General features: G+C 69.7%; 24 protein-coding genes, 3 tRNA genes and 1 pseudogene. 8 read left to right on the top strand and 20 right to left on the bottom strand.

The genetic code is table 11. The features are described 5' to 3' along the window. Positions 1-22 precede the first annotated feature (22 nt). From rpoB to IF37_RS0126355, 9 genes are all read right to left on the bottom strand, one after another. The gene (gene rpoB, locus IF37_RS0126395; RefSeq protein WP_030747488.1) at positions 23-3,508 is read right to left on the bottom strand and encodes a DNA-directed RNA polymerase subunit beta; all 3,486 of its coding nucleotides are present in this window, start codon (positions 3,506-3,508) and stop codon (positions 23-25) included. A gap of 613 nt (positions 3,509-4,121) precedes the next feature. Then, entirely contained in the window at positions 4,122-4,505 is a 384-nt protein-coding gene (rplL, locus tag IF37_RS0126390) for a 50S ribosomal protein L7/L12 (RefSeq protein WP_030747486.1), read from the bottom strand. A gap of 110 nt (positions 4,506-4,615) precedes the next feature. Continuing rightward, the gene (gene rplJ, locus IF37_RS0126385) at positions 4,616-5,146 is read right to left on the bottom strand and encodes a 50S ribosomal protein L10 (RefSeq protein ID WP_030747482.1); all 531 of its coding nucleotides are present in this window, start codon (positions 5,144-5,146) and stop codon (positions 4,616-4,618) included. 336 nt (positions 5,147-5,482) lie between these two features. Beyond that, a complete protein-coding gene (locus IF37_RS0126380; RefSeq protein ID WP_030747478.1) occupies positions 5,483-6,409 on the bottom strand; it encodes a hypothetical protein in 927 nt (308 codons plus the stop codon). A 163-nt stretch (positions 6,410-6,572) separates the two neighbouring features. Beyond that, on the bottom strand, positions 6,573-7,298 hold the full coding sequence (gene rplA, locus IF37_RS0126375; RefSeq protein WP_030747475.1) for a 50S ribosomal protein L1: 726 nt from the start codon (positions 7,296-7,298) through the stop codon (positions 6,573-6,575). A gap of 107 nt (positions 7,299-7,405) precedes the next feature. Then, positions 7,406-7,840 carry a 50S ribosomal protein L11 gene (rplK, locus tag IF37_RS0126370; protein ID WP_030747472.1) on the bottom strand — a complete coding sequence of 145 codons (435 nt, stop codon included), beginning with the start codon at positions 7,838-7,840 and terminating at the stop codon, positions 7,406-7,408. 379 nt (positions 7,841-8,219) lie between these two features. Continuing rightward, on the bottom strand, positions 8,220-9,089 hold the full coding sequence (gene nusG, locus IF37_RS0126365) for a transcription termination/antitermination protein NusG (protein ID WP_030747469.1): 870 nt from the start codon (positions 9,087-9,089) through the stop codon (positions 8,220-8,222). An 80-nt stretch (positions 9,090-9,169) separates the two neighbouring features. Continuing rightward, positions 9,170-9,457, bottom strand: a complete 288-nt coding sequence (secE, locus tag IF37_RS0126360; protein ID WP_030747466.1) for a preprotein translocase subunit SecE — start codon at positions 9,455-9,457, stop codon at positions 9,170-9,172. A gap of 106 nt (positions 9,458-9,563) precedes the next feature. After that, positions 9,564-9,636: transfer RNA gene (locus IF37_RS0126355), tRNA-Trp, on the bottom strand. A 261-nt stretch (positions 9,637-9,897) separates the two neighbouring features. Here IF37_RS0126355 and IF37_RS0126350 point away from each other — a divergent pair. Both IF37_RS0126350 and IF37_RS0126345 read left to right on the top strand, forming a co-directional pair. After that, the gene (locus IF37_RS0126350; RefSeq protein WP_030747457.1) at positions 9,898-11,124 is read left to right on the top strand and encodes a pyridoxal phosphate-dependent aminotransferase; all 1,227 of its coding nucleotides are present in this window, start codon (positions 9,898-9,900) and stop codon (positions 11,122-11,124) included. Between the two features lie 134 nt (positions 11,125-11,258). Then, positions 11,259-12,299, top strand: coding sequence for an adenosine deaminase (locus IF37_RS0126345; RefSeq protein ID WP_030747454.1), 1,041 nt, complete (start codon positions 11,259-11,261; stop codon positions 12,297-12,299). 54 nt (positions 12,300-12,353) lie between these two features. Here IF37_RS0126345 and IF37_RS0126340 read toward each other — a convergent pair whose 3' ends face one another. The 6 genes from IF37_RS0126340 to IF37_RS0126315 form a co-directional block, all read right to left on the bottom strand. Next, positions 12,354-13,409, bottom strand: a complete 1,056-nt coding sequence (locus tag IF37_RS0126340; RefSeq protein WP_030747451.1) for a UDP-N-acetylmuramate dehydrogenase — start codon at positions 13,407-13,409, stop codon at positions 12,354-12,356. Between the two features lie 182 nt (positions 13,410-13,591). Next, positions 13,592-14,020, bottom strand: a complete 429-nt coding sequence (locus IF37_RS0126335; RefSeq protein ID WP_030747449.1) for a MaoC family dehydratase — start codon at positions 14,018-14,020, stop codon at positions 13,592-13,594. Positions 14,021-14,027: 7 nt separating this feature from the next. Then, positions 14,028-14,480 carry a MaoC family dehydratase N-terminal domain-containing protein gene (locus IF37_RS0126330; protein WP_030747447.1) on the bottom strand — a complete coding sequence of 151 codons (453 nt, stop codon included), beginning with the start codon at positions 14,478-14,480 and terminating at the stop codon, positions 14,028-14,030. A gap of 172 nt (positions 14,481-14,652) precedes the next feature. Further along, on the bottom strand, positions 14,653-14,817 hold the full coding sequence (rpmG, locus tag IF37_RS0126325) for a 50S ribosomal protein L33 (protein ID WP_003948671.1): 165 nt from the start codon (positions 14,815-14,817) through the stop codon (positions 14,653-14,655). A gap of 90 nt (positions 14,818-14,907) precedes the next feature. Then, a tRNA-Met gene (locus tag IF37_RS0126320) sits at positions 14,908-14,980 on the bottom strand. A gap of 44 nt (positions 14,981-15,024) precedes the next feature. Next, positions 15,025-15,097: transfer RNA gene (locus tag IF37_RS0126315), tRNA-Thr, on the bottom strand. A 367-nt stretch (positions 15,098-15,464) separates the two neighbouring features. On the opposite strand from IF37_RS0126315, the gene IF37_RS0126310 reads away from it, so the two are divergent. Then, positions 15,465-16,730: an amidohydrolase family protein gene (locus IF37_RS0126310; RefSeq protein ID WP_030747445.1), complete on the top strand. Its 1,266-nt coding sequence runs from the start codon at positions 15,465-15,467 to the stop codon at positions 16,728-16,730. 100 nt (positions 16,731-16,830) lie between these two features. Further along, positions 16,831-17,487, top strand: a complete 657-nt coding sequence (locus IF37_RS0126305) for an SDR family oxidoreductase (RefSeq protein WP_030747444.1) — start codon at positions 16,831-16,833, stop codon at positions 17,485-17,487. Positions 17,488-17,631: 144 nt separating this feature from the next. Here the strand turns inward: IF37_RS0126305 and IF37_RS0126300 are convergent, their stop codons facing one another. From IF37_RS0126300 to IF37_RS0126290, 3 genes are all read right to left on the bottom strand, one after another. Next, on the bottom strand, positions 17,632-17,844 hold the full coding sequence (locus IF37_RS0126300; RefSeq protein WP_030747442.1) for a hypothetical protein: 213 nt from the start codon (positions 17,842-17,844) through the stop codon (positions 17,632-17,634). A 65-nt stretch (positions 17,845-17,909) separates the two neighbouring features. After that, positions 17,910-18,134: a hypothetical protein gene (locus IF37_RS0126295; protein ID WP_030747440.1), complete on the bottom strand. Its 225-nt coding sequence runs from the start codon at positions 18,132-18,134 to the stop codon at positions 17,910-17,912. Positions 18,135-18,178: 44 nt separating this feature from the next. Continuing rightward, positions 18,179-18,532 carry a DUF6233 domain-containing protein gene (locus IF37_RS0126290; RefSeq protein ID WP_037857065.1) on the bottom strand — a complete coding sequence of 118 codons (354 nt, stop codon included), beginning with the start codon at positions 18,530-18,532 and terminating at the stop codon, positions 18,179-18,181. 156 nt (positions 18,533-18,688) lie between these two features. Here IF37_RS0126290 and IF37_RS46670 point away from each other — a divergent pair, with 156 nt between their 5' ends. The 4 genes and pseudogenes from IF37_RS46670 (at position 18,689) to IF37_RS0126275 (ending at position 23,209) form a co-directional block, all read left to right on the top strand. Then, the gene (locus tag IF37_RS46670; protein WP_367647126.1) at positions 18,689-19,723 is read left to right on the top strand and encodes an ATP-binding protein; all 1,035 of its coding nucleotides are present in this window, start codon (positions 18,689-18,691) and stop codon (positions 19,721-19,723) included. A gap of 36 nt (positions 19,724-19,759) precedes the next feature. Next, positions 19,760-21,346: pseudogene (locus tag IF37_RS46665) on the top strand (PP2C family protein-serine/threonine phosphatase). Between the two features lie 833 nt (positions 21,347-22,179). Further along, entirely contained in the window at positions 22,180-22,641 is a 462-nt protein-coding gene (locus tag IF37_RS0126280; RefSeq protein WP_030747436.1) for a GntR family transcriptional regulator, read from the top strand. A gap of 1 nt (position 22,642) precedes the next feature. After that, positions 22,643-23,209 (top strand): HD domain-containing protein, encoded by a 567-nt coding sequence (locus IF37_RS0126275; protein WP_030747433.1) that lies wholly within the window; start codon positions 22,643-22,645, stop codon positions 23,207-23,209. On the opposite strand, the gene IF37_RS0126270 is transcribed toward IF37_RS0126275, so the two are convergent. Further along, a complete protein-coding gene (locus tag IF37_RS0126270) occupies positions 23,197-23,670 on the bottom strand; it encodes an NUDIX domain-containing protein (RefSeq protein WP_030747430.1) in 474 nt (157 codons plus the stop codon). The two genes, IF37_RS0126275 and IF37_RS0126270, sit on opposite strands and share 13 nt — an antisense overlap. Beyond that, positions 23,657-24,442 (bottom strand): helix-turn-helix domain-containing protein, encoded by a 786-nt coding sequence (locus IF37_RS0126265; RefSeq protein WP_030747427.1) that lies wholly within the window; start codon positions 24,440-24,442, stop codon positions 23,657-23,659. The genes IF37_RS0126270 and IF37_RS0126265 overlap by 14 nt, the downstream gene beginning before the upstream one ends. Positions 24,443-24,504: the final 62 nt, after the last annotated feature.

The following is a 24,504-nucleotide window of genomic DNA, read 5'->3' as shown; positions in this document are numbered from 1 at the left end:
CGAGGCCCCTACCGGACTCCCGTCAGACCTCTTCGACGCTGCTCGGCTCGCGCCGGGACAGGTCGATACCGAGCTCCTCCGCAGCGCGGAAGACGTCCTCGTCGGTGTCGCGCATCTCGATGGACATGCCGTCCGAGGACAGCACCTCCACGTTGAGGCACAGGGACTGCATTTCCTTGATGAGCACCTTGAAGGACTCGGGAATGCCGGGCTCAGGGATGTTCTCGCCCTTGACGATGGCCTCGTAGACCTTCACGCGGCCGGTCACGTCGTCGGACTTGATGGTCAGCAGTTCCTGGAGGGCGTACGCGGCGCCGTAGGCCTCGAGTGCCCACACCTCCATCTCGCCGAACCGCTGGCCACCGAACTGGGCCTTACCACCCAGCGGCTGCTGGGTGATCATCGAGTACGGACCGGTCGAACGCGCGTGCAGCTTGTCGTCGACCAGGTGGTGCAGCTTCAGGATGTACATGTAGCCGACCGAGATCGGGTCCGGGAACGGCTCACCGGAGCGGCCGTCGAACAGCCGCGCCTTGCCGGACGGGAGCACCATGCGCTCGCCGTCGCGGTTGGGGATGGTGTGCTGGAGCAGACCCGCCAGCTCGTCCTCGCGGGCACCGTCGAAGACCGGGGTCGCGACGTTGGTGCGCGGGGCGACCTGGTCGGCGCCGATGACCTGGAGGCGCTGGGCCCACTCGTCCGCGAGGCCGGAGACGTCCCAGCCGCGGCTGGCGAGCCAGCCGAGGTGGATCTCCAGGACCTGTCCCGGGTTCATTCGGGACGGCACACCCAGCGGGTTGAGGATGATGTCGACCGGGGTGCCGTCCTCCAGGAACGGCATGTCCTCGATCGGCAGGATCTTCGAGATGACACCCTTGTTGCCGTGCCGGCCGGCGAGCTTGTCACCGTCGGTGATCTTGCGCTTCTGCGCGACGTAGACGCGGACCAGCTGGTTCACGCCCGGCGGCAGCTCGTCGCCCTCCTCGCGGTCGAAGACGCGCACACCGATGACCTTGCCGGTCTCGCCGTGCGGCACCTTCAGCGAGGTGTCACGGACCTCACGGGCCTTCTCGCCGAAGATCGCGCGCAGCAGGCGCTCCTCCGGGGTCAGCTCGGTCTCACCCTTCGGGGTCACCTTGCCGACGAGGATGTCGCCGGCGATGACCTCGGCACCGATGCGGATGATGCCGCGCTCGTCGAGGTCGGCGAGGACCTCCTCGGAGACGTTCGGGATGTCCCGGGTGATCTCCTCCGGGCCGAGCTTGGTGTCACGGGCGTCGACCTCGTGCTCCTCGATGTGGATCGAGGAGAGGACGTCGTCCTGCACGAGGCGCTGCGACAGGATGATCGCGTCCTCGTAGTTGTGACCCTCCCACGGCATGAACGCCACGAGCAGGTTCTTGCCCAGGGCCATCTCGCCGTTCTCGGTGGCCGGACCGTCGGCGAGGACCTGGCCCTCGATGACCCGGTCGCCCTCGTTGACGACGACCTTCTGGTTGACCGAGGTGCCCTGGTTGGACCGGGCGAACTTGTGCAGGCGGTACGTGATGTACGTGCCGTCGTCGTTGGAGGTGGTGATGTAGTCCGCGGAGACCTCCTGGACCACACCCGCCTTCTCGGCCTTGACGACGTCGCCGGCGTCGACGGCGGAGCGGTACTCCATGCCGGTGCCGACGAGCGGGGCCTCCGACTTGATCAGCGGAACGGCCTGGCGCATCATGTTCGCGCCCATGAGGGCACGGTTGGCGTCGTCGTGCTCGAGGAACGGGATCATGGCGGTCGCGACCGACACCATCTGGCGCGGCGAGACGTCCATGTAGTCCACGTCCTCGGGGCCGACGTAGTCGACCTCGCCGCCACGACGGCGGACGAGCACGCGGCTCTCCTCGAAGCGGAGGTCGCTGGTCAGCGGCGCGTTGGCCTGCGCGATGACGAAGCGGTCCTCCTCGTCGGCGGTCAGGTAGTCCACCTCGTCGGTGACCTGGCCGTCGATCACCTTGCGGTACGGCGTCTCGACGAAACCGAACGCGTTGACCCGGCCGTAGGAGGCGAGCGAGCCGATCAGACCGATGTTCGGGCCTTCCGGCGTCTCGATCGGGCACATGCGGCCGTAGTGCGAGGGGTGCACGTCTCGGACCTCGAAGCCGGCCCGCTCACGGGAGAGACCGCCGGGGCCGAGCGCCGAGAGACGACGCTTGTGCGTGAGACCGGACAGGGGGTTGTTCTGGTCCATGAACTGCGACAGCTGGCTGGTGCCGAAGAACTCCTTGATGGAGGCGACGACCGGCCGGATGTTGATCAGGGTCTGGGGCGTGATCGCCTCGACGTCCTGGGTGGTCATGCGCTCGCGGACGACTCGCTCCATACGCGCCAGACCCGTGCGGACCTGGTTCTGGATGAGCTCGCCGACGCTGCGCAGACGACGGTTGCCGAAGTGGTCGATGTCATCGGTCTCGACGACGATCGTGTCGCCGTTGTCACCGGTGGTCTCGGTCTCGCCGGCGTGCAACTGCACCAGGTACTTGATCGTCGAGATGATGTCCTCGACGGTCAGGATGCCCGCGTCCAGCGGAGCGTCGGCGCCCAGCTTCTTGTTGACCTTGTAGCGGCCGACCTTCGCGAGGTCGTAGCGCTTCGGGTTGAAGTAGAGGTTCTCCAGCAGCGTCTGCGCGGCCTCGCGCGTGGGGGGCTCGCCCGGACGCAGCTTGCGGTAGATGTCGAGCAGCGCGTCGTCCTGGCCCTGGGTGTGGTCCTTCTCCAGGGTGGCGCGCATCGACTCGTAGTCGCCGAACTCCTCAAGGATCTGCTCGGTCGTCCAGCCGAGCGCCTTCAGCAGCACGGTGACCGACTGCTTGCGCTTGCGGTCGATGCGGACACCGACCATGTCGCGCTTGTCGATCTCCATCTCCAGCCAGGCACCCCGGGACGGGATGATCTTGGCGGAGAAGATGTCCTTGTCGGACGTCTTGTCGATGCTGGAGTCGAAGTAGACACCGGGGGAACGGACCAGCTGCGACACCACGACACGCTCGGTGCCGTTGATGACGAAAGTGCCCTTGTTCGTCATGAGCGGGAAGTCGCCCATGAAGACCGTCTGGGACTTGATCTCACCGGTCTCGTTGTTGGTGAACTCGGCGGTGACGAAGAGCGGGGCGGCGTACGTGAAGTCGCGCTCCTTGCACTCGTCGATCGAGTTCTTCGGCGGCTCGAAGCGGTGGTCCCGGAACGTCAGCGACATCGACCCGGAGAAGTCCTCGATCGGGGAGATCTCCTCGAAGATCTCCTCCAGACCGGACTTGGTGGGGACGTCCTGACCGTTCTCAAGAGCCTCCTCGACCCGACTCTGCCAAGCGGTGTTGCCGAGCAGCCAGTCGAAGCTCTCGGTCTGCAACGCGAGCAGGTTCGGAACCTCGAGAGGCTCCTTGATCTTTGCAAAGGAGATGCGCAGCGGGGCGGTGCTGGCGCCGTTGTTCGTATTCGCGGTCGAGGCGTTGCGCGAGGCGGCCAAGAGGGGGTCCTTCCGAGGGCTCGGACTCACTACGCGCGTACCGGTCCCTCTCCCACGGACAGAGACGGAAACCCCAGGTCAGGGTGGCTTCGGTCGACTGTGCTGGGGTGAGGGCAGACCCCTGGTGACGGGCAGGGGACAGCTAACAGGCAGCGCAAAGGGTCAGTGTAGCCACTTGGCACACTGATGTCCAGTGCGGGTTTTCGAAGACCCTCGTTGTGCTCAACGCCCTTGTCAACGCCCTCGGCATGCCTGCCCTCAACTCGCGTTGATGCCTGCCCTCAACGCACGTTGATACTGCCCTCTTCGCCGTCGATCCATGCCTCGGATTCGGATCCTTGTGACGACGCGTCCTGAGAATTGCGCGCTGCGTGCGGTTCGTCAAGGCCCCCCAGGCCGAAGCAGGCCCTCCGGAGACACAACGAAGATCACCATACCCCTCGCCGTCGCGAGTGCAAGGCAACCGCGGTCGGTCTCCGGATACGCCGAAGAGCGACCACCCGGATGGATGATCGCTCTTCGGTGCGTTCGCGTTACAGCCCGCGGGCGCCGGCTTCAGCGCCCCACGAGACCGCGCTCAACGCGTGTTCGAGTCCATGGACCCGGAAAGGTCTTACTTGACCTCGACGGAGGCGCCGGCGCCCTTGAGGGACTCGGCGGCCTTCTCCGCGGCTTCCTTGGTGACCTTCTCGAGGACCGGCTTCGGGGTGCCGTCGACGAGGTCCTTGGCCTCCTTCAGACCCAGCGAGGTCAGCTCACGCACGACCTTGATGACCTGGATCTTCTTGTCGCCGGCACCGGTGAGGATGACGTCAAACTCGTCCTTCTCCTCCTCGGCCTCGGCCGGGGCGGCCGGACCGGCCGGACCGGCGACGGCGACCGCGGCGGCGGCGGTGACGTCGAACTTCTCCTCGAAGGCCTTCACGAACTCGGAGAGCTCGATGAGGGTCATCTCCTCGAACTGCGCGAGCAGGTCTTCCTGGCTGAGCTTCGCCATGATGGCGGTCCTTCCACTAAATCGGCAGGTGCCGGATGTACTGGGTAAGGCGGGCGTACGTCGGCCCGCTGCGACCCGCGATGTGGACGCGGGTCAGAAAGCGAGCCGAATTACTCGGCACCGCCCTGCTCGGCCTGCTTGGCGCGCAGCGCGTCCACGGTGCGGACGAGCTTCGACGGCAGCGCCTGGAAGAGAGAGGCAGTCTGGGACTGCTTCCCCTTGAAGGCACCGGCCAGCTTGCTGAGCAGAACCTCGCGGGACTCGAGGTCCGCAAGCTTCTTGATCTCGTCGGCGGACAGCGCCTTGCCGTCAAGGACACCGCCCTTGATGACGAGATTCGGGTTGTCCTTGGCGAAGTCACGGAGACCCTTCGCCGACTCCACCGGGTCACCGGTGACGAAGGCGACGGCCGTCGGACCAGCGAAGAGCTGGTCGTCCAGCGTGATCCCGGCCTCGTTGGCCGCAATCTTGGTCAGCGTGTTCTTCACCACGGCGTACTGGGCGTTCTCACCGAGCGACCGGCGCAGCGTCTTGAGCTGCGCCACGGTGAGACCGCGGTACTCGGTCAGCACGGCGGCGTTGGAGCTACGGAACTTGTCCGTCAGCTCCGCAACCGCGGCAGCCTTGTCGGGCCTCGCCATAGAGCCTCGGCCTCCTTCCGGGTGATTCGGACCGCGCGGACCCGAAGGAGGACTGGGTAAAACGAAACGCCCCGGCGCAGGCGCTCGGGGCGGACTCGACCGGCCGCACGCGTTTCTCACGTGTGCTCCGGGAGTTCTTCCACAGTCACCTGCGCGGGTCGCCCACTTTTCAGCGGATCCTTCGGCCACCGCGCCCTCATTCGAGAGCACGGCAACGACCAGCGGTCTTTGGCTTCTCCAAGAGAGTACGGGACCGGGGCGTCGCCGAGCAAATCGGACCGCTCCCGGCCTGCGCGGACCGGCCGGGAGCCGGCCGGGCGCGGCTTCGGGGCGGTGTCAGGAGACGGTGCCCGTACCGGTGCCGGTGCCACCGCTCAGGGTGCCGCCGGACTTCATCATGTCCGCGAAGTCCTTGGTGTCACCGGCCGGGGGCGCCTCGGCGGTGACCTTCACGCCGTAGTCGGTGTAGTACGTGGTGTTGGTCATGGCGCCGTTGGCGGTGTCGGCCTTCTCGGACTTCTTGACCAGCAGGTTCTGGTCGTTGATCCAGATGTCGACGGTCTCGGTGGTGACACCCGCCTGGCTGAGCTGCTTCTTCAGGGCCGCCAGCTGGTCGGCGTCGAGGTCGCTGGACCTGCCGGCGAGGTCGGCGACGTTCACCGTGCCCGAGTAGTGCGTGGCGCGCACGCCGGAGACGTTCTCCTGGCCGACCTTCTTGACGTCCTTCGAGGCCAGCAGCAGCTTCACGGACTGGTTCGGCGTGGCGTTCTGGATCTGGTCCTTCATGTACGAACCGGAGGCGCCGCCCATCTTGGCGAGGTCGTCGTACGAGTACTTGATCCAGTGCTTGCCGCCGCCGGCCTGCCGGGCGAAGGCGTCGCTCATGTGCGCGTAGTAGGCGTCCGGCAGGTACCGGGCCTCCATCGACTGGGTGCCGGCCTTCTTCATCAGCTCGGCCATCTGGCCGCCGGTGTACGTGAGGGTGAGGTTGCCCTTCAGACCACCGCCCCAGGTGAGGGCACCGTTCGCGGTCATCGACATGAGGTCGCCGACGGACGTGGTGGAGCGCACCTTGGCCGATTCCGCCTTGTCGGTGGACTTCTCGGCGAAGCGCAGCGCGGCGATGGGGCTGACGGGCACGCTCTTGCCGCCCGCCTTGTCACCGCTCCCGTCGGAGTCCGAGGAGCCGCAGGCGGCCACTCCGGTCAGCGCGGCCACCACCGCTATGGAAAGGGTCGCCCGGCGCACGGTCGTGCTGTTCATTGCTGTCCCACCCCTAATGCGTGTCCTGTGCCTGCACCGTAGCCCAGGCCGCTGACAGTCGTGCGAAAGGTCGCACAAAGAAAGGACGGGCCCGGAACCTGTGGGGTTCCCGGGCCCGCCCTGTCTACGCGTACCTGACGCGGCTGCCGGACCGAGCGGAGGCTCAGACGGCGGCCGGGTCCTCCTCGACGAGGAGGTTGCGGGTGCGGTTCGGGTCGACCGGAATGCCGGGGCCCATCGTGGTGGTGATGGCGGCCTTCTTGATGTAGCGACCCTTGGCGGCGGACGGCTTCAGACGGAGGATCTCCTCCAGCGCGGCGCCGTAGTTCTCCACCAGCTTGTCGTCCTCGAAGGACGACTTGCCGATGATGAAGTGCAGGTTCGAGTGCTTGTCGACGCGGAACTCGATCTTGCCGCCCTTGATGTCGTTGACGGCCTTGACGACGTCCGGGGTGACGGTGCCGGTCTTCGGGTTCGGCATCAGACCACGCGGGCCGAGGACGCGGCCGAGGCGGCCGACCTTGCCCATGAGGTCCGGGGTGGCGACGACGGCGTCGAAGTCCAGACGGCCCTTCGCGACCTCGTCGATCAGTTCGTCGGCACCGACGATGTCGGCGCCCGCGGCACGCGCGGCCTCGGCACGGTCGCCGGTCGCGAAGACCAGGACCCGGGCGGTCTTACCGGTGCCGTGCGGAAGGTTCACGGTGCCACGGACCATCTGGTCGGCCTTGCGCGGGTCGACACCCAGACGGAAGGCGACCTCGACGGTGGCGTCGAACTTGGTCGTGGAGGTCTCCTTGGCGAGACGGACGGCCTCGAGCGGGGCGTACAGCTTCTCCCGGTCGATCTTGGCGTCCGCAGCGCGGAGAGCCTTGCTGCGCTTGCTCACAACTTGCTCCTGTGTGTTCTGAAAGGAGTCGTGGTCCCTGGGCCGAGCAGGCCCTGCCACGTGCGGCTGTGCATCGCTGCCGGCCGCATGACTGCTGGGGGTGGGGGTCAGCCCTCGACCGTGACGCCCATGGAACGCGCGGTACCGGCGATGATCTTCGCGGCGGCGTCCAGGTCGTTCGCGTTCAGGTCGGGCATCTTGGTCTGGGCGATCTCGCGGACCTGCGCCTCAGTGATCTTGGCGACCTTGGTCTTGTGCGGCTCGCCGGAGCCCTTCTCCACACCCGCGGCCTTGAGGATCATCTTCGCGGCCGGCGGCGTCTTGGTCACGAAGGTGAAGGAACGGTCCTCGTAGACCGTGATCTCCACCGGGATGACCCAACCGCGCTGCGACTCGGTCGCGGCGTTGTAGGCCTTGCAGAACTCCATGATGTTGACGCCGTGCTGGCCCAGCGCGGGGCCGACCGGCGGAGCCGGGTTGGCCGCACCGGCCTGGATCTGGAGCTTGATGAGCCCCGTGACCTTCTTCTTCTTGGGAGGCATGCTCTCTCCGGGTCCTTACTGAGAGGTTGATGGCCATTCGCGTCATCCGGATCCATGCCGTTGCACGATCCCGCAGAATGGCATACCGCACAACGATAGCCGCTGTCCCCTCGGGACAAGAAATCGCCCAGGTCAGAGCGGTTGCGCGAGGGGTTGCGCGGAGCCTTCGCGCCGTCGGCCGAGCCGCGTGTGCGTGACTGACGGCGGGGGATGGCGGGTCACACCGACAGGGTCGCGCACGACGCGTTCCGGCTCGCCGGGCGCGGGGCGCACGGCCACGGTGCCGCCCTCGGCGTGACCCCCGCGCGCGTGCCGGGCCGGACACGCCGAAGGCGCCCCGGCCCGGTGTTCACCGGCGGGGCGCCCTCGGGAGGTGTGCTCAGTTCTTCTGGATCTGGTCGAAGGACAGCTCGACCGGGGTCTCGCGACCGAAGATCTCCACCAGGCCCTTGACCTTCTTGGAGTCGGGGTTGATCTCGTTGATGGTCGCCTGGAGCGTGGCGAACGGGCCGTCGGTGACGGTGACCGAGTCGCCGACCTCGAAGTCCAGCACCTGGACCTCGACCTTGCGCTGCGGAGCGGGCTTGCCCTCGGCCTCGGCGGCCTCGCGGGCGGCCTTCTCCTCCGCCTCCGGGGCGAGCATCTTGACGATCTCGTCCAGCGTCAGCGGGTAGGGGTCGTAGGCGTTGCCGACGAAGCCGGTGACGCCGGGGGTGTTGCGGACGACGCCCCAGGACTCGTTCGTCAGGTCCATGCGGACCAGGACGTAACCCGGCAGCTTGTTCTGCTTGATCGTCTTGCGGTCGCCGTTCTTGATCTGGACGACCTCTTCCTGCGGCACCTCGGCCTGGAAGATGTAGTCCTCGACGTTCAGCGAGACGGCGCGCTGCTCCAGGTTGGTCTTCACCCGGTTCTCGTAGCCGGCGTAGGTGTGGATGACGTACCACTCGCCGGGCAGGGTGCGCAGCTCCTGGCGCAGGGCCTCGACCGGGTCCACCGGGGCGGCCGGCTCCTCCTCGGCAGCCTCCGCGACGGGGGCTTCCTCGGCGGCCTCTTCGTCGCCCTCGTCCTCGTCCTCGTCCTCGACGTGCTCGGCGGCCTCCTCGGCCGGCTCGCCCGCCTCGGCCTCGGCAGCCTCGAACTCGTCCTGCTCGTCCGCGCCCTCGACGATGTCGAGCTCGTCATCCGCCTTCTCGGCAGCCAGCCCGCGGGGCTCGGTGGCGTCGTCGTTCAGGTTCGGGTCAGACACGATGGCTGCTTCTTCCTGGATACATAGGGGTGGAACATGCGAAAACGGGCGCCGGTGCCACGGCGCCCTTCGCTCTTGGCTCAGCCGAAGACGTACTTGGCCGCGTGGTTGAGCCCATAGTCAATCACGGTCACCAGAGCAATCATGATCGCAACGAAGAAGATCACCACGGTGGTGTACGACGTCAGCTGGTTGCGCGAAGGCCAGACGACCTTGCGGAGTTCCGCGATGATCTGGCGGTAGAAGGTGGCGAGGCGCTTCAGCGGGCCCTTCTTGGCGCGCTTCCCGCCCTTGCGGGCCCTCTTCTTGGACTCGGGCACCTCGTCCTGGGCATCAGGCGTGTCGATGGAGCCCACGGCGTCCGTCATAATCCTCACCTGATCCCGGGTCATGGCCGTGCCGCGCCCGGTTCCTGAGCCGCACGGCGGTGCATTGCTGTACGTACATGCGCACACATCCTGGCGGTGTGTGTAGCAGGGCCGGAGGGACTTGAACCCCCAACCGCCGGTTTTGGAGACCGGTGCTCTACCAATTGAGCTACGACCCTCTGTGTGCCACCCAACGTACCGCATCCGACCGGGTGCGCGGTGTGCACCTGCTCGATCACGGCTGCTGAAGGCCAACGAGGAGAGAGTGTACGTGGTCCGGGGCCCGGCGTCGAACAGAAAGTGCCCGGCCGGAGCCCGCCGGGCGAAGATCGTCCTGGCCGGGGGCCGGATTCGGACCCGTGTTCACGCCTCGACCCCAGGCTGTTCAGTCTGTGAAACCCGCGTGCCGGGGGCATTTCCGGTCTGGAACGATGGGCCGCATGAGCGCTGCAATCCCTCCCACCGAGCGCCGGGTCTCCGCCCGAGTCGGCGCGATCTCCGAGTCCGCCACCCTCGCCGTGGACGCCAAGGCCAAGGCCCTGAAGGCCGCCGGGCGTCCGGTGATCGGCTTCGGCGCCGGTGAGCCCGACTTCCCGACCCCGGACTACATCGTCGAGGCGGCCATCGAGGCCTGCAAGAACCCCAAGTACCACCGCTACACGCCGGCCGGCGGCCTGCCCGAGCTGAAGTCCGCGATCGCCGCGAAGACGCTGCGCGACTCCGGCTGGGAGCCCGACGTCTCCCAGATCCTCGTCACCAACGGCGGCAAGCAGGCCATCTACGAGGCGTTCGCCGCCATCCTCGACCCGGGCGACGAGGTCATCGTCCCGGCGCCGTACTGGACGACGTACCCGGAGTCGATCCGCCTGGCCGGCGGTGTCCCGGTGGAGGTCGTGGCCGACGAGACGACCGGCTACCGGGTCTCGGTGGAGCAGCTGGAGGCGGCGCGCACGGAGCGGACGAAGGTCGTGCTCTTCGTCTCCCCGTCCAACCCGACCGGCGCGGTGTACTCCGAGGCCGAGACCGAGGCGATCGGCCGCTGGGCCCTCGAGCACGGCCTGTGGGTGCTCACCGACGAGATCTACGAGCACCTCGTCTACGGCGACGCGGTCTCGGTGTCCCTGCCGGCGCTCCTGCCCGAGCTGCGCGACAAGTGCGTCGTGGTCAACGGCGTGGCGAAGACGTACGCCATGACCGGCTGGCGCGTGGGCTGGGTCATCGGCCCGAAGGACGTCGTCAAGGCCGCGACGAACCTCCAGTCGCACGCCACCTCGAACGTCTCCAACGTCGCCCAGGCCGCCGCGCTGGCGGCCGTCTCCGGCGGCCTGGAGGCCGTGGCCGAGATGCGCCAGGCGTTCGACCGCCGCCGCAGGACGATCGTGCGGATGCTCAACGAGATCGATGGCGTGGTCTGCCCGGAGCCCGAGGGCGCGTTCTACGCCTACCCCTCGGTCAAGGCGCTGCTCGGCAAGGAGATCCGCGGCAAGCGTCCGCAGAACACGGTCGAGCTGGCCGCGCTGATCCTGGAGGAGGCCGAGGTCGCGGTCGTCCCGGGCGAGGCCTTCGGCACCCCGGGCTACCTGCGGCTGTCGTACGCGCTCGGTGACGAGGACCTCGTCGAGGGCGTCAGCCGGATCCAGAAGCTGCTGGCGGAGGCGCGGGACTAGCTTCCGGTCACGCGACTCCACGCGCGCGTGCGGGCCGTTTCCCTCCCGGGAGGCGGCCCGTTCCCGTGTGCGAGCAAGACCACGTACGGGGAAACGGCTACCGGTACGGCGGTGACGTGCGGCAGGATCTGGGAATGGAGCGTGTACGTGATCTCTCTGAGCTGCCGAAAGCCCATCTGCACCTGCACTTCACCGGCTCGATGCGGCCCGGCACCGTCCTGGAGCTGGCCGACAAGCACGGTGTGCGCCTGCCCGACGCGCTGACGGAGGCCCTGGTCAGCGGGGAACCGCCCCGGCTGCGCGCCACGGACGAACGGGGCTGGTTCCGTTTCCAGCGGCTGTACGACGCGGCGCGCTCCTGTCTGCGCGGGCCGGAGGACATCCAGCGCCTGGTCCGGGAGGCCGCGCAGGAGGACCTCGGGGACGGTTCGGGCTGGCTGGAGATCCAGGTGGACCCGACGTCGTACGCGCCCCGGCTGGGCGGTCTCATCCCGGCCCTGGAGATCATCCTGGACGCGGTCGAGACGACGTCCCGGGAGACCGGCCTCGGCATGCGGGTCCTGGTCGCCGCGAACCGGATGAAGCACCCGCTGGACGCGCGCACGCTGGCACGGCTCGCGGTGCGGTACGCCGACCGGGGCGTGGTCGGTTTCGGGCTCTCCAACGACGAGCGGCGGGGCATGGCGCGGGACTTCGACCGGGCCTTCCACATCGCGCGCGAGGGCGGTCTGCTGTCGGCCCCGCACGGCGGCGAGCTGACCGGCCCGGCCTCGGTCCGGGACTGCCTGGACGACCTGCACGCCACCCGGATCGGGCACGGGGTGCGGGCGGCCGAGGACCCGCGGCTGCTGAAGCGGCTGGCGGACCGGGGCGTGACCTGCGAGGTGTGCCCCGCCTCGAACGTGGCGCTCGGCGTGTACGAGAAGCCGGAGGACGTGCCGCTGCGCACCCTCTTCGAGGCGGGTGTCCCGATGGCCCTCGGCGCCGACGACCCGCTGCTGTTCGGTTCCCGGCTGGCCGCCCAGTACGAGATCGCCCGGCACGCCCACGGCTTCACGGACGCCGAGCTGGCGGAGCTGGCCCGGCAGTCGGTGCGGGGCTCGGCCGCGCCCGAGGAGGTCAAGGCGCGGCTGCTGGCGGGCGTGGACGACTGGCTGGCGGGCCCGGCCGCCTGAACCCGCGCCCGGTCCCGGCTGCCCGTGCTCCCTGGGCTGCCGGGGCTGTCCCTGCTACAGGCTCACGCCCACGGTCACCGGCTCGTTGACCAGCGTGACGCCGAAGACCTCGTGGACCCCGGCGACCACCTCGCGGGCCAGGGCCAGCAGGTCCTCCGTGGTGGCACCGCCCCGGTTGGTGAGGGCGAGGGTGTGCTTGGTGGAGATGCGGGCGGGACCGGTGCCATAGCCCTTGGCGAAGCCCGCCTTGTCGATCAGCCAGGCCGCGGACGTCTTCGTACGGCCCTCCCCCGCCGGGTAGGCGGGCGGCTCGACTCCCTCGCCCAGCCGCGCGCGCACGCGCGCGTGGAACGCGTCGAACTGCTCGCCGGTGAGGATCGGGTTGGTGAAGAAGGAGCCGGCCGACCAGGTGTCGTGGTCCTCGGGGTCCAGCACCATGCCCTTGCCGGCACGCAGCTTCAGCACGGTCTCGCGGGCGTCGGCGAGCGGCACCCGGTCGCCGGCCGCCACGCCGAGCGCGCGGGCCGCCTCGGCGTACTTGACCGGCGCGGACAGCCCGTCCGCGGCCTCCAGCCCGAAGCGGACCCGGAGCACGACGTAACGGTCGGGGTCGGCCTTGAAGCGGCTGTGGCGGTACGAGAAGGCGCACTCCTCGTTCGTCAGCGTGACGGTCTCGCCGGCCCGCCGGTCGTAGGCGACCACCTCGGTGATCGTCGAGGAGACCTCCTGGCCGTAGGCGCCCACGTTCTGGATCGGCGTGGCGCCCGCGGACCCGGGGATGCCGGCCAGGCACTCGATCCCGGCGAGTCCGGCCTCCACGGCGTGGGCGACGGCGTCGGTCCACACCTCGCCGGCCGCCAGTTCCAGGGTGGTGCCGCGCAGTTCGATCCCGCGCGTGGCGATGCGCAGGGCGGTGCCGTCGAAGCCCTTGTCGCCGATGACCAGGTTCGATCCGCCACCGATGAGCAGCAGGGGCGTACCGCTGTCGTCGGCCTCGCGGACAACGGCGATGACCTCGGCGTCGGTGACGGCGGTCACCAGCCGCGTCGCGGGACCGCCCAGCCGGAAGGTGGTCAGCGGGGCAAGGGGGGCGTCGTGGAGTACCTGCACGCGCCAAGACTACGAGACCCCCACGACGGCCCCCGCACCCGCGGGACCGGGCCGTCGGGTCCGCCGGACACGCCCCGAGGGGATTGGGTGCGCCCAAGGGGGCCGGGTGCGCCAAGGGGCCGGACACGCGTAAGGGGCGTCCCGCCATGGGGACGCCCCTTACCCGCCGTTTCCGGCAGCCGTCAGGCCAGTCGTACGACCGCGCGGGACATGCCCAGCACCTTCTGGCCGCCGCTCGTCGCGGTCAGGTCCACCCGGACGGTGTTGTCGTCCAGCTTGGCCGCGACCTTGCCGCTGACCTCGATCACCGCGCCCTGGTCGTCGTTGGGTACGACGACGGGCCGGGTGAACCGGACGCCGTACTCCACGACCGCGCCCGGGTCGCCGGTCCAGTCCGTGACCACGCGGATCGCCTCGGCCATCGTGAACATGCCGTGCGCGATGACGTCCGGCAGGCCCACCTCCTTGGCGAACTTCTCGTTCCAGTGGATGGGGTTGAAGTCCCCGGAGGCACCCGCGTAGCGCACGAGCGTGGCCCGTGTCACGGGGAAGCTCCGCGCCGGCAGTTCGGTGCCAACCTCGACGTCGTCGTACGCGATGTTCGCGGTCATCGGATCCTCACGCCTCCCCGGCCGCGCGGGCCACGAGCTTGGTCCAGGCGGTGACGACGTGCTCGCCGGCCTCGTCGTGCACCTCACCGCGGACGTCGAGGATGTCGTTGCCCGCGAGGGACTTGATCGCCTCGATGGTGGAGGTGACCGTGAGCCGGTCACCGGCGCGCACCGGGCGCGCGTAGGCGAACTTCTGGTCGCCGTGCACCACGCGGCTGTAGTCCAGCCCCAGCTGCGGGTCCTCGACGACCTGTCCGGCGGCCCGGAAGGTGATGGAGAACACGAAGGTCGGCGGTGCGATCACATCGGGGTGACCGAACTCCTTGGCGGCCTCGGGGTCCGTGTACACCGGGTTGGTCTCGCCCACCGCCTCGGCGAACTCGCGGATCTTCTCCCGGCCCACCTCATAGGGCGCGGTGGGCGGGTAGGTCCGTCCCACGAAGGACTGGTCGAGCGCCATGGCCCGGCACCTCCTGATGTCTGCTGTGATGGGCCCCAAATTAGCCGGAAATCCGCGGGGGAACGCGCAGGGGGCCGCTGGGGCGGGGTGGGCGCCGGGACCGGGCCGTGGCGGTTCGAAAACGCCGTGAGGCCGCCCCCTCGGAAGGGGACGGCCTCACGGACGAGCCTTTTTATCGCGTTTCGCGGTGCGCGGTGTGCGCGTTGCAACGCGGGCAGTGCTTCTTCATCTCAAGACGGTCCGGGTTGTTACGCCGGTTCTTCTTGGTGATGTAGTTCCGCTCCTTGCACTCCACGCAGGCCAGCGTGATCTTCGGGCGGACGTCGGTGGCAGCCACGTGAGTGCTCCTAAGACGAACGGATGGACTGATTCAACGCAAGAAAGAGTAGCCGATCGAAGGACCGACCCCGCAATCGGCTACTGTCAGTAGCGGTGACCGGACTTGAACCGGTGACACAGCGATTATGAGCCGCTTGCTCTACCGACTGAGCTACACCGCTTTGATGAGATCGGTTCCGCCTCGCGACGGAACCTCTCACACCAGAGCCCCAAAACGGAATCGAACCGTTGACCTTCTCCTTACCATGGAGACGCTCTGCCGACTGAGCTATTGGGGCGAGCGATGAAGACATTACACGGTCCGCCGCCGTTCGCCCAAATCCGTATCCCCCGGCCCATCGGGACCCCGCTCCCGGGCCGCCCGGCGCCCCCGTGCACCCGTGCGCAGCGGCCCTCGGGAGACGCGCGCGCAGGCGTCGGCGCGGGCACCGGTCCGGGTACCGGAAGAGCCGGAAGAGGCGGCCCGCGCGCGGGTGGCCCGCGGGCCGGCCGGGGCGGGCCACGCCGGTACGACTATTGCGCTCCTGCGCGACCCACGCGGCTCGCGACCCTAGGCTCGACCCACTCCGCGTGATCTTGGGGCGTCACCGCCCCGAACCGCTCACGCCGGTCCACCCGAGCCCCCCGGCCCCGACCTGGAGCGCGATGCCCGACAGCCAGCCGCAGCCGCAGCCACCGTCGAACTCGTCGGGGTCCTCGGGACCGTCCGATCCGGCCGTCCTCCTGCTCTGCGGGGCGCGGCTCACCGACGGCCGGACCGTGGACGTGCGGCTGGGCGGCGGGCGCATCGAGGCGGTGGGCACCACGGGCAGTCTCGCGCCGGGGCCGACCCGAACGGGCGTCACGCGCGTGGATCTGAGCGGCTACCTGCTCCTGCCGGCCCCGGCCGAACCGCACGCCCACGGCGACACCGCGCTGAGCGGGGATCGCGCCGGGCCGGCGTCGTGCGCCCCCGACGACGTCCAGCGCCGGGCCACGGAGGCGGCGCTGCGCCAGCTCGGGCACGGGGCGACCGCGCTGCGCGCGCACGTACGCGTGGGCGACGTCCAGGGGCTGGGCGCGCTCGGCGCGGTCCTGCGGGCGCGCCGGTCGCTGCGGGGGCTGGCGGAGCTGACGGCGGTCGCGATGCCACGGCTGCTGACCGGCGTGGCCGGTGCCGACGGGCTCGCCATGCTGCGGGACGCGGTGAAGATGGGCGCCTCGGTGGTGGGCGGCTGTCCGGACCTGGACCCGGACCCCACCGGCTACGTGGAGACGGTCCTGGAGGTGGCCTCCGAACACGGCTGCCCGGTGGACCTGCACACGGACGCCGCCGACCCGGCCCGGCTGTCCCGCCTCGCCGCGATGGCGGGGGGCCTGCGCCCCGGCGTGGCGATCGGGCCGTGCGCCGGTCTGGCGCGTCTGCCCGCCGACGCCGCCTCCCGCGCCGCCGACCAGCTCGCGGCGGCCGGCGTGACGGTGGTGTGCCTGCCCCAGGGCGGCTGCGCGGGCGCCGACAGACGGGGTACGGCACCGGTACGGCTGCTGCGCGCGGCCGGGGTGCGGGTGGCGGCCGGGAGCGGGGCCCTGCGGGACGTCTCGAACCCCGTGGGCCGCGGTGACCCCCTGGAGGCTGCGTACCTCCTCGCCTCCCTGCACGGTCTGCGCCCCGAGGACGCCTACGACGCGGTCTGTGCCTCGGCCCGTGCGGTGCTGGGCCTGCCGGAGGTACGGGTGGAGGCGGGCTTCCCCGCCGAGCTGCTGGCCGTGCGCGGCGACCACCTGGCCGGCGCGCTCTCCCTCGCCTACAGCCGGATCGTGGTGCACCGGGGCCGGGTGGTGGCCCGCACCAGCGCGGTGCGCGAGTACTGCGACTCGGCGGTGGCGGCGGAGCTGGGGCTGCCGCGGCAGGGGCGCGGGGAACTGTCGTGAACGGGGGGCGGGTCGTGGGTCGCGGGTGCCCGGGGCGCACGCCGGCCGTACCGGTTGACCCGTGCGGCGGATGCGGCTCTTCGGGCGTACGGTCGGAATCATGCGCATTGTCATCGCTGGTGGTCATGGTCAGATCGCGTTGCGGCTGGAGCGTCTGCTCTCCGCGCGCGGGGACGAGGTCGCGGGCATCATCCGCAAGCCTGAGCAGGGCGACGACCTGCGGGCGGCCGGTGCCGAACCGGTCCTGCTCGACCTGGAGTCCGCCTCGGTGGAGGGGGTCGCCGCGCACCTCCAGGGCGCGGACGCGGCGGTCTTCGCGGCCGGCGCGGGCCCGGGCAGCGGCACGGCCCGCAAGGACTCGGTGGACAGGGGCGCCGCGGTGCTGTTCGCGGACGCGGCGGTACGCGCGCGCGTGCGGCGCTTCCTGGTGGTGTCGTCGATGGGCGCGGACCCCGCGCACCGGGGTGACGACGTCTTCGACGCGTACCTGCGCGCCAAGGGCGAGGCCGACGCGTACGTCACCCGGCAGGAGGCGCTGGACTGGACGATCCTGCGCCCGGGCGCGCTGACGGACGACGCCGGCACCGGCCTGGTCCGGATGGAGGCGCACACGGGGCGCGGCTCGATCCCGCGGGACGACGTGGCCGCGGTCCTCGCGGAGTTGGTGGACACCCCCGCGACGGCCGGTCTCACGCTGGAGCTGATCAGCGGTTCGACGCCGGTGTCGGTCGCGGTCAAGTCGGTGGCCGGGAACTGACCTTCCGGGACCTGGGGGCGACCGCCGGCCGGGGGGCCGGGAACCGACGGCGGCCGTGGGCCGTTGGCCGGTCGTGGCCGTCGCAGCCGTCGTAGCGGGCCGTCGCAGCGGGCCGTCGTGACCGTCGCAGCCGTCGGCGGGGGATCAGAACAGCGGCAGCTGTCCGGGGAAGTCCGGCAGGACGTAGCCGTCCAGGGACGGCTGGGCCGCTCCGATGTACGCCTGGCTCCGCGACCCGGCGCAGGAGACGAGGTCCCCGCTCTCCCGCGCCCCGGGCGGGTCGTGCCGCGCGAAGCGGCCCGCGACGACGGCGATGTCGCGGTGGCACACGGGACAGGTTCTGCGTCGGGAGGACATGCCGCCAGTCTGCCCGGAACGGACCGCCCGCGCGCCACCCGCGTCCGGCGGGCACGGTGGCGCGGTCAGGTGCGGGTCTCCGCCTCCCACCGGTCCGGGCCCACGCCCCGCCAGTCGATCAGCGGCGAGTCGGCCACCTCCTCCGGTTCGATCTCCAGCCCCGCCCGGCGCAGGAACTCCACCAGGTCCCGCACGCTGTGCGCGAGGCCGAGGATCTCGCCGTCCACCCGCACCCGGCGCCCGCCGGTCGGGGACGGCAGGTGCACGATGATGGGACGTTTCCCGGCCATGGCTCCAGCATCATCCGGACCGTCGGGGCCCGCACCCGGACCGGTCACTCGAGAATTCCCAGCGTGGTGTCCGGCCGGCAGAGCGGGCACGGCTGGACACCTCCTTCGGTGAGGGCCCGTACCGCCTGCTCCCGGCCGACCCCCTTGGCCCGCCCGCCGGCGCCCGTACAGCCGCCGACGTGGACGTACACCGCGCTGCGGCCGTTCAGGCCACGCTCGATGGCCCACTCCTGGGCGGTCCGCCGGGCGGCGGGGCGGTGCTGCCGCGCGGCCTCCCGGCGTTCCTCGTCGGCGATCCACCGGTCCATCAGCGCGAGCTGGCGGGCAGCCTGGTGTTCGACGACACGGCGGGCGAAGCGCAGCATGTCGAGACGCGTCAGCGGACGGTCCTCGTTCACACGTTCGATTCTAGTCCACGGTGGCCGACGTCCGGCCGGGTCCACGGCGGGTGTGCCGTCGAGGCGCCCCGGCGGCGAGAAAACCTCTCTCGCGCGGCGCGGCATTTCGCCGGTGTCCGCCCTCTTCCCGTGGACGTTTCTGGGCACCCAGCCGGTATGGGCAGTCCCATTCCACCGGGAGCACCGGCGCGGGACCTGGCTCCTTCACCGCGCGACGTCGTCGTGGCCCGGCGGTTCGTACGGTCGGTGCCGGACGGCGCCGCACCCGGGATCGTGGACACCGCCGAGCTGCTCACCGGCGAGCTGGTCACCAACGCCGTGATCCACGCGCGCACCGGGGTGGAGGTGCGGGCCTGGCTCACCGAGGGCCGGGCGCACGTACGGGTCAGCGATCACCGCCCGGACCGCGGGCTGGTGCCGCACGACCGCCACCCCTACGCCTGCACCGGGCGGGGCCTGGCCCTGGTGGAGGAGCTGGCCACCATCCACGGCGTCCACAGCGGCGAGGACCTCAAGACGGTCTGGTTCGAAGTGTGGCCCGAGGCGCCGGCTCCCCCGGCGTCCCCCTGGGAGACCGTGGCCCCGCCCGGCCGGTCCCTGACCGTGACGCTGAACGACGTGCCGTACGCCCTGTACTGGGCGGCCCAGCAGCAGTGGGAGGGCTTGCTGCGCGAGCTGTTCCTCGCCTCAGCCGACGGCCGCCCGGCCGGTGTGCGGCCGGCCGGTGTGCGGCCGGCCGGTGTGCGGCCGGAGGACCTCGTCGTCGCCCAGGACACCAGCAATGTGATCTGCGCGTCCATGACGGTGGCGGTGGAGCAAGAGACGCCCGACAGCTCGACCCTCTCGCTCCTGGTGGCCTTCGCGGCGGACGCGGCCCCCCGCGTGGCGGTCCTGCGCCGGGTCCTGGACCGGGCCGACCTGGCGGCTCAGCGGGGCGACCTGCTCAGCCTGCCGGCCCTTCCGCAGCTCCGGGCCTTCCGGCACTGGCTGTTCGACCAGATCGCCGGCCAGCTGTCCGGGGAGCACCCCACCGCGTGGACGCGGGCCCCGGGCGCGCCGAGCGCCACCCCGACGGACCTGGCGCCCTGGGACGCGAGCGAGGTGGAGGCCGCCCTGGTGCCGACCATCGCGGCGGACGACGGAAACCGGATCATCGCGGTGAACCGCTCCGCGGCCGACCTGCTGGGCTGACACGCCCACGATCTCGTCGGACAGCGGCTGACCGTCGTGATCCCCGAGCACCTGCGCACACGCCACGTGACGGCTTTCACCTCACTGCTGCTCACCGGCGAGTCCCGCATCCTCGGCCGTCAGATACCGGTCCCCGCGTTGCACCGGGACGGCCGGGTGATCCCGATCCGGCTCTCCGTGCAGACCCAGGAGGCGGTCGACGGGCGCACCGTGTTCGTCGCCCGGCTCACCGCCACGACGGCTCCCCCGGCTTCCCCGGCCCCGCCGGACACCACCCGGGACGACCGGCACTCGCGGCGGCCGGTGCCGGGTCCGGTGCGCCTGCCGAGCAGCACCAGGAAAGTGAAGGCGGTGGACCCGGGGCGGGCGACGCCGGAGTGGCTGTCCCTGTTCGCCGACACCGGGGGCGCGCTGACCGGCACCCTCGATCCGCGCGAGAGGCTGCGGCGGGTGTGCCACGTCCTGACCCGGGAACTGGCCGACTGGTGCGTGGCGGACCTCGTCGACGAGCAGGGGCGGGTGGAGCGGATCTGCGTCGTGCACCGCGACCCCCGGGTGCTGGTCTCCGGAGTGCACCTGGGCAGGCTCCCGGCGATGTCCCGGAACACCCAGGGGTCCCTGCCCAAGGTGCTGCGCAGTGCGGGCCCCCTGCTGGTCACCGGCATCCCTCCGCTCAGCCGGCCGCAGAACCCCTTGGACGCCCGGCAACTGGAGCTGGTGGAGCAACTGGGGGCGAGCAGCGCCGTCGTCGCTCCGCTGCGGTCCCAGCGGGAGGTCTTCGGCGCCCTGACCATGGTCCGCGTGCTGGACGAACACCCGTTCACCAAAGAGGACATCCCCCTGATCGCGGAGCTGGTCCGCGGCATCGCCCTCGCCGTGGACAACGCCCGGCTGCACCAGCACACCCTCTCCAACGCCGAGCACCTCCAGCGTGCGCTGCTGCCCGGACTGCCCCGCGTCGCACACCTGGAGCTGGCCGCCCGGTACGTCCCGTCCAGCACCACCGCGGAGGTCGGCGGGGACTGGTACGACGCCTTCGTCCTGCCGTGCGGCGACACCGTGCTGGTCATCGGCGACGTCTCCGGCCATGACCTCCAGGCCGCCGTCGCCATGAGCACGCTGCGCAACATGCTGCGCGGCATCACCGTCGACCGTCCGGAACCCCCCGGAGACGTCCTGCACCGCCTGGACCGCGCGAGCCACACGCCGTACCCGCTGTCCACCGCCACCTGCGTGTAGGGCCTGGTCAAGCGGGACGGCGGCACAACGGAGCTGCACCACTCCTCCGCCGGCCACCTGCCGCCCCTGCTGACCACGCGCGAGGGCGACACGCGCTACCTGGAGACGGGTCGTGGCCTGTTGATCGGCATGGACCCCGGCATGCCCCGCCGCTCCGCCCGCGAGCCGCTGCCGCCCGGCTCCACGCTGCTGTTCTTCACCGACGGTCTCATCGAACGCCGCGGCGAGTCGCTGGACGACGGAATGGCGCGGCTGCGCCGGCACACCGCCGACCAGGCACGAGCGCCCCTGGAGGTCTTCTGCGACGAACTGATCCTCAAGTTCGGAGCCGAGGCCACCGACGACATCGCCCTGCTCGCCCTGCGCCCCACCCCGACGGCCTGAGACCTCGTCCGGCACATACCGGTACACGACGAAGGCCCCGTGATCTGCTCTCACAGATCACGGGGCCTCGTTCCCGTGTGGCGGCGCCAGGATTCGAACCTGGGAAGGCTGAGCCGGCAGATTTACAGACCGCGCGGCGATCAGGCCCTCATCTGCGCCTTCCTACGTGGCACCGCCTTGCCGCCCCACAGGTGCCCCACGTCCCGCGCGCTGACCCACTGGGTGCCTCTGCGCGTAGGGGGCGAAGACTTGACGCTTCGACCCAAAGGGCACCGCCTTAAGCATTGCCATGCCATGCGTAAGGCGGTACGATGGACCAACGCAACAATTGTTGCCCTAGGGTGGCCGCTACGCCATCCATGTGGCACCTCCTTTGTTTGTATGACGAATGACCCGTCTGGCGACGTCCTTGGCCGGTTGGCGCCAAACGGGTCTTCGGCGTGCGCGCGCATTCTATCAGGCAGGGTGTGACCGACATGCGTCTACTGCCCGATGCTCGACATTGGAGACGGTAGCAGCGCCTACATCCAGCGCCCGATCTGGCCACCTACCAGGCGCTCACTTCCAGCAACGAAGCGCTTGGCGTAAGGCCAGCATCTCCGGTAGTGAGATTGCAGCGTTGGTGCTGGATGCGTGGTCACGGTGTAGCTACAGCGTAGTCAACGTGTAGCTACGCCGCGCTCGTTCAAGGTTGGCCAGAAGTGCCCCATGGGATCGATGAAGTAGCTTCGCTGCCCCACATCCGGCACGGCAACACGTCCTCCCCCCTCCTGCGGGTGCCCCGAGTCGTGGGACTCTTGGAGATGACGACGGGCGAACGGACGAGGAGAGCGGTGTCGCAGCAGACCAACCCTCGGGGAACCTTCCTGAAGATCGCCAACGCTCTGAAGACGCGGATCGAAGGAGATCCGAGCATGACGGTGCTCCCGTCACTGACCGAGGTTGTGCGCGAATACAAGGTCTCGCGTGGCGTGGCTGTCCGTGCGTTCGGCGTGCTGAAGCAGGAAGGCGTCGCCGAACCGGCGGCGGGTGAGCGGTGGCGCGTCATACGCCCGGGGACGGTGGTTGACCGGCGCCCCCTCCATGAGCGGATCGCAGACGTCATCACGGCTGATGAGCTGGAGGTGGGGGAAGCCTTCCCGAGCGCTTCGGTGCTAGCCGAGCGTTTCGGCGTCTCGCGCCCCACGGTGACGAAGGCTCTGGAGAAGTTGGAAGCCGCCGGCGTGCTGGCAGGGGGAGGACAGGGCAGAGTGCGGACGGTCCACACCCTGCCGACGCGAGAGGAGCGTTCGTAGCTTGCCGAAGTTGACGGAGTGGGCTTATCCCCTGGCTGAGTCCCTGCTCGCTGAACCGTTGCCGCGGCGATGGAAGCACTGCTTGGGCGTCGCCGAGAGGGCGCGGACGATCGCGCTCGTACTCGACCAGGACGCGGATCTGTTGGAGGCCGCAGCCGTCTTGCACGACATCGGCTACGCACCGGACTTGGCCAAGACGGGCTTCCACCCGCTTGACGGTGCGCGCTACCTCCGAGACACGGCTGTCGCCGATAAACGCGTCGTCAACTTGGTTGCGCACCACTCCTGTGCCTGGCTGGAGGCCGAAGCGCGCGGTATGCGCGAGGAGCTGGAGGGGGAGTTCCCGCGTGAGCGGGAGGACCTGAACGACGCGCTCTGCTACTGCGACATGAACACCACGCCGGACGGCACGCCGACGAACCCGATCGACCGGATCAATGAGATTACGGGGCGGTATGGGCCGGAAAGCCTGATCGGACAGTTCATTCGCCGGGCCGAACCCGAGATCCTGGGATGCACGTCCCGTGTGCTCGATCGGCTAGCTGCGGCCAAGCGTCAGCCGATGTAAGGAGCGTTGCGCGTCCGATCCATGGCGTGCTCAATCCGGAGCCGCATAGTCGGGTGCACGTCCATCGACTCCAGGTCCGCGGGACTGACCCAGCGGACCTGAGTCGTCTCGTTGCTCGTACGGAGTTCGCCGCCGACCGGTCGGGCACGGAAGCAGATGCTGAACTGTTGCCGCACCTCGCCGTCGTCGTACCTCATCACGTGGCCGGGGTCCGTGTAGAGCCCGGACACGTCGGCTACCTGCACCTTGATGCCGGTCTCTTCCCACACCTCACGCACGACTGTGTCACTGATGGATTCGCCCAGGTCGTGGCCACCGCCGGGCAACGCCCACCGTCCATTGTCAGACCGCTGAATCATCAGCACTTCGCCCGCGTGGTTCTGGACGAACGCGACTACGGACGGCACGACCGAGTTGGCTGGCGGCGCGTCGGGGTCGTGCAGGTAGTCAATGCGTCCCATGGTTCATGGCTCCCGTGGTCCTGGCTACGTCCTGCTCGGTGACCGGGCGGGCGTGCTGCCAGGTGTGATCGATGCTGTTCGCGTACGTGTCGAAGAGGCCACCGCCCGGCAGCCGGCGGAGATGGAAAACCGGTGCCATGTAAGCGCCGATGCCGTAGACGTGCGGGTTCACCAGCATCTCGTCATCGGCACGGTAGATGGAGTTGTACAGCGTGGAGTCGTGCAGCCGGAAGCTGATGTCCGGATGGCTTCGGATCAGCGGGCGGTACAGCACCAGGGCGTTGCGAATCTTGCCATCCATGATCCGGTGGCCTTCGTCAATGCCGCGCTGCCGAACGGCCGCGCAGTCTGGGTCTCCGAGCAGGATGCGCACTTGCACGCCGGCTTCCACCTTCGCCCTCACCAGGTCGTGGAACAGCGGGTCCTCCGAGAGGAATAGACCGGAGTAGACCAACACGTCTAGGTGCCGCTGAGCGCGGCCATACATCTCTCGCCAGAGCCCGGACGGAACCGTGTGCCGACGCGGATAGACGGTCGCTATCTCGGCTTTGGTCAAGTCCGTGGCGCCGTCGAGGGAACGGCCGTCCTCCCAAAGCGTCGTCACATCGACCTTGAGAACGGCTGCCGTCGCGTACTGGTGGCGTCGGTACGGCACCTTGCCCTGAGTGATCCAGCGTTCGACCGTCTTCGGGTTGACCTCGATCGCTTCCGCAAGGGCCTGCACGGTCATGCCGCGGGCGAGGAGAGCGGACCGTAAACGCTCGTTCGACATCTGCACCCCCGATGGGACGTCTAGGGACTTCCTGACCGTAGCCAGAAGTCCCGAAGCTGTCT

Source organism: Streptomyces sp. NRRL S-31, from assembly GCF_000718775.1.
Classification (GTDB): Bacteria; Actinomycetota; Actinomycetes; order Streptomycetales; family Streptomycetaceae; genus Streptomyces.
Note: the sequence above shows the minus strand (reverse complement) of the source record. Positions and strands in the feature narration are given on the sequence as shown.

What these genes read in the sequence shown, in the direction of transcription:
- rplL (WP_030747486.1), bottom strand. Translation starts at nt 4,505, where the DNA reads ATGGCGAAGCTCAGCCAGGAAGACCTGCTCGCGCAGTTCGAGGAGATG.
- rplJ (WP_030747482.1), bottom strand. Translation starts at nt 5,146, where the DNA reads ATGGCGAGGCCCGACAAGGCTGCCGCGGTTGCGGAGCTGACGGACAAG.
- IF37_RS0126380 (WP_030747478.1), bottom strand. Translation starts at nt 6,409, where the DNA reads ATGAACAGCACGACCGTGCGCCGGGCGACCCTTTCCATAGCGGTGGTG.
- rplK (WP_030747472.1), bottom strand. Translation starts at nt 7,840, where the DNA reads ATGCCTCCCAAGAAGAAGAAGGTCACGGGGCTCATCAAGCTCCAGATC.
- secE (WP_030747466.1), bottom strand. Translation starts at nt 9,457, where the DNA reads ATGACGGACGCCGTGGGCTCCATCGACACGCCTGATGCCCAGGACGAG.
- IF37_RS0126350 (WP_030747457.1), top strand. Translation starts at nt 9,898, where the DNA reads ATGAGCGCTGCAATCCCTCCCACCGAGCGCCGGGTCTCCGCCCGAGTC.
- IF37_RS0126345 (WP_030747454.1), top strand. Translation starts at nt 11,259, where the DNA reads ATGGAGCGTGTACGTGATCTCTCTGAGCTGCCGAAAGCCCATCTGCAC.
- IF37_RS0126335 (WP_030747449.1), bottom strand. Translation starts at nt 14,020, where the DNA reads ATGACCGCGAACATCGCGTACGACGACGTCGAGGTTGGCACCGAACTG.
- IF37_RS0126330 (WP_030747447.1), bottom strand. Translation starts at nt 14,480, where the DNA reads ATGGCGCTCGACCAGTCCTTCGTGGGACGGACCTACCCGCCCACCGCG.
- IF37_RS0126310 (WP_030747445.1), top strand. Translation starts at nt 15,465, where the DNA reads ATGCCCGACAGCCAGCCGCAGCCGCAGCCACCGTCGAACTCGTCGGGG.
- IF37_RS0126305 (WP_030747444.1), top strand. Translation starts at nt 16,831, where the DNA reads ATGCGCATTGTCATCGCTGGTGGTCATGGTCAGATCGCGTTGCGGCTG.
- IF37_RS0126300 (WP_030747442.1), bottom strand. Translation starts at nt 17,844, where the DNA reads ATGTCCTCCCGACGCAGAACCTGTCCCGTGTGCCACCGCGACATCGCC.
- IF37_RS0126295 (WP_030747440.1), bottom strand. Translation starts at nt 18,134, where the DNA reads ATGGCCGGGAAACGTCCCATCATCGTGCACCTGCCGTCCCCGACCGGC.
- IF37_RS46670 (WP_367647126.1), top strand. Translation starts at nt 18,689, where the DNA reads ATGGGCAGTCCCATTCCACCGGGAGCACCGGCGCGGGACCTGGCTCCT.
- IF37_RS0126270 (WP_030747430.1), bottom strand. Translation starts at nt 23,670, where the DNA reads ATGGGACGCATTGACTACCTGCACGACCCCGACGCGCCGCCAGCCAAC.
- IF37_RS0126265 (WP_030747427.1), bottom strand. Translation starts at nt 24,442, where the DNA reads ATGTCGAACGAGCGTTTACGGTCCGCTCTCCTCGCCCGCGGCATGACC.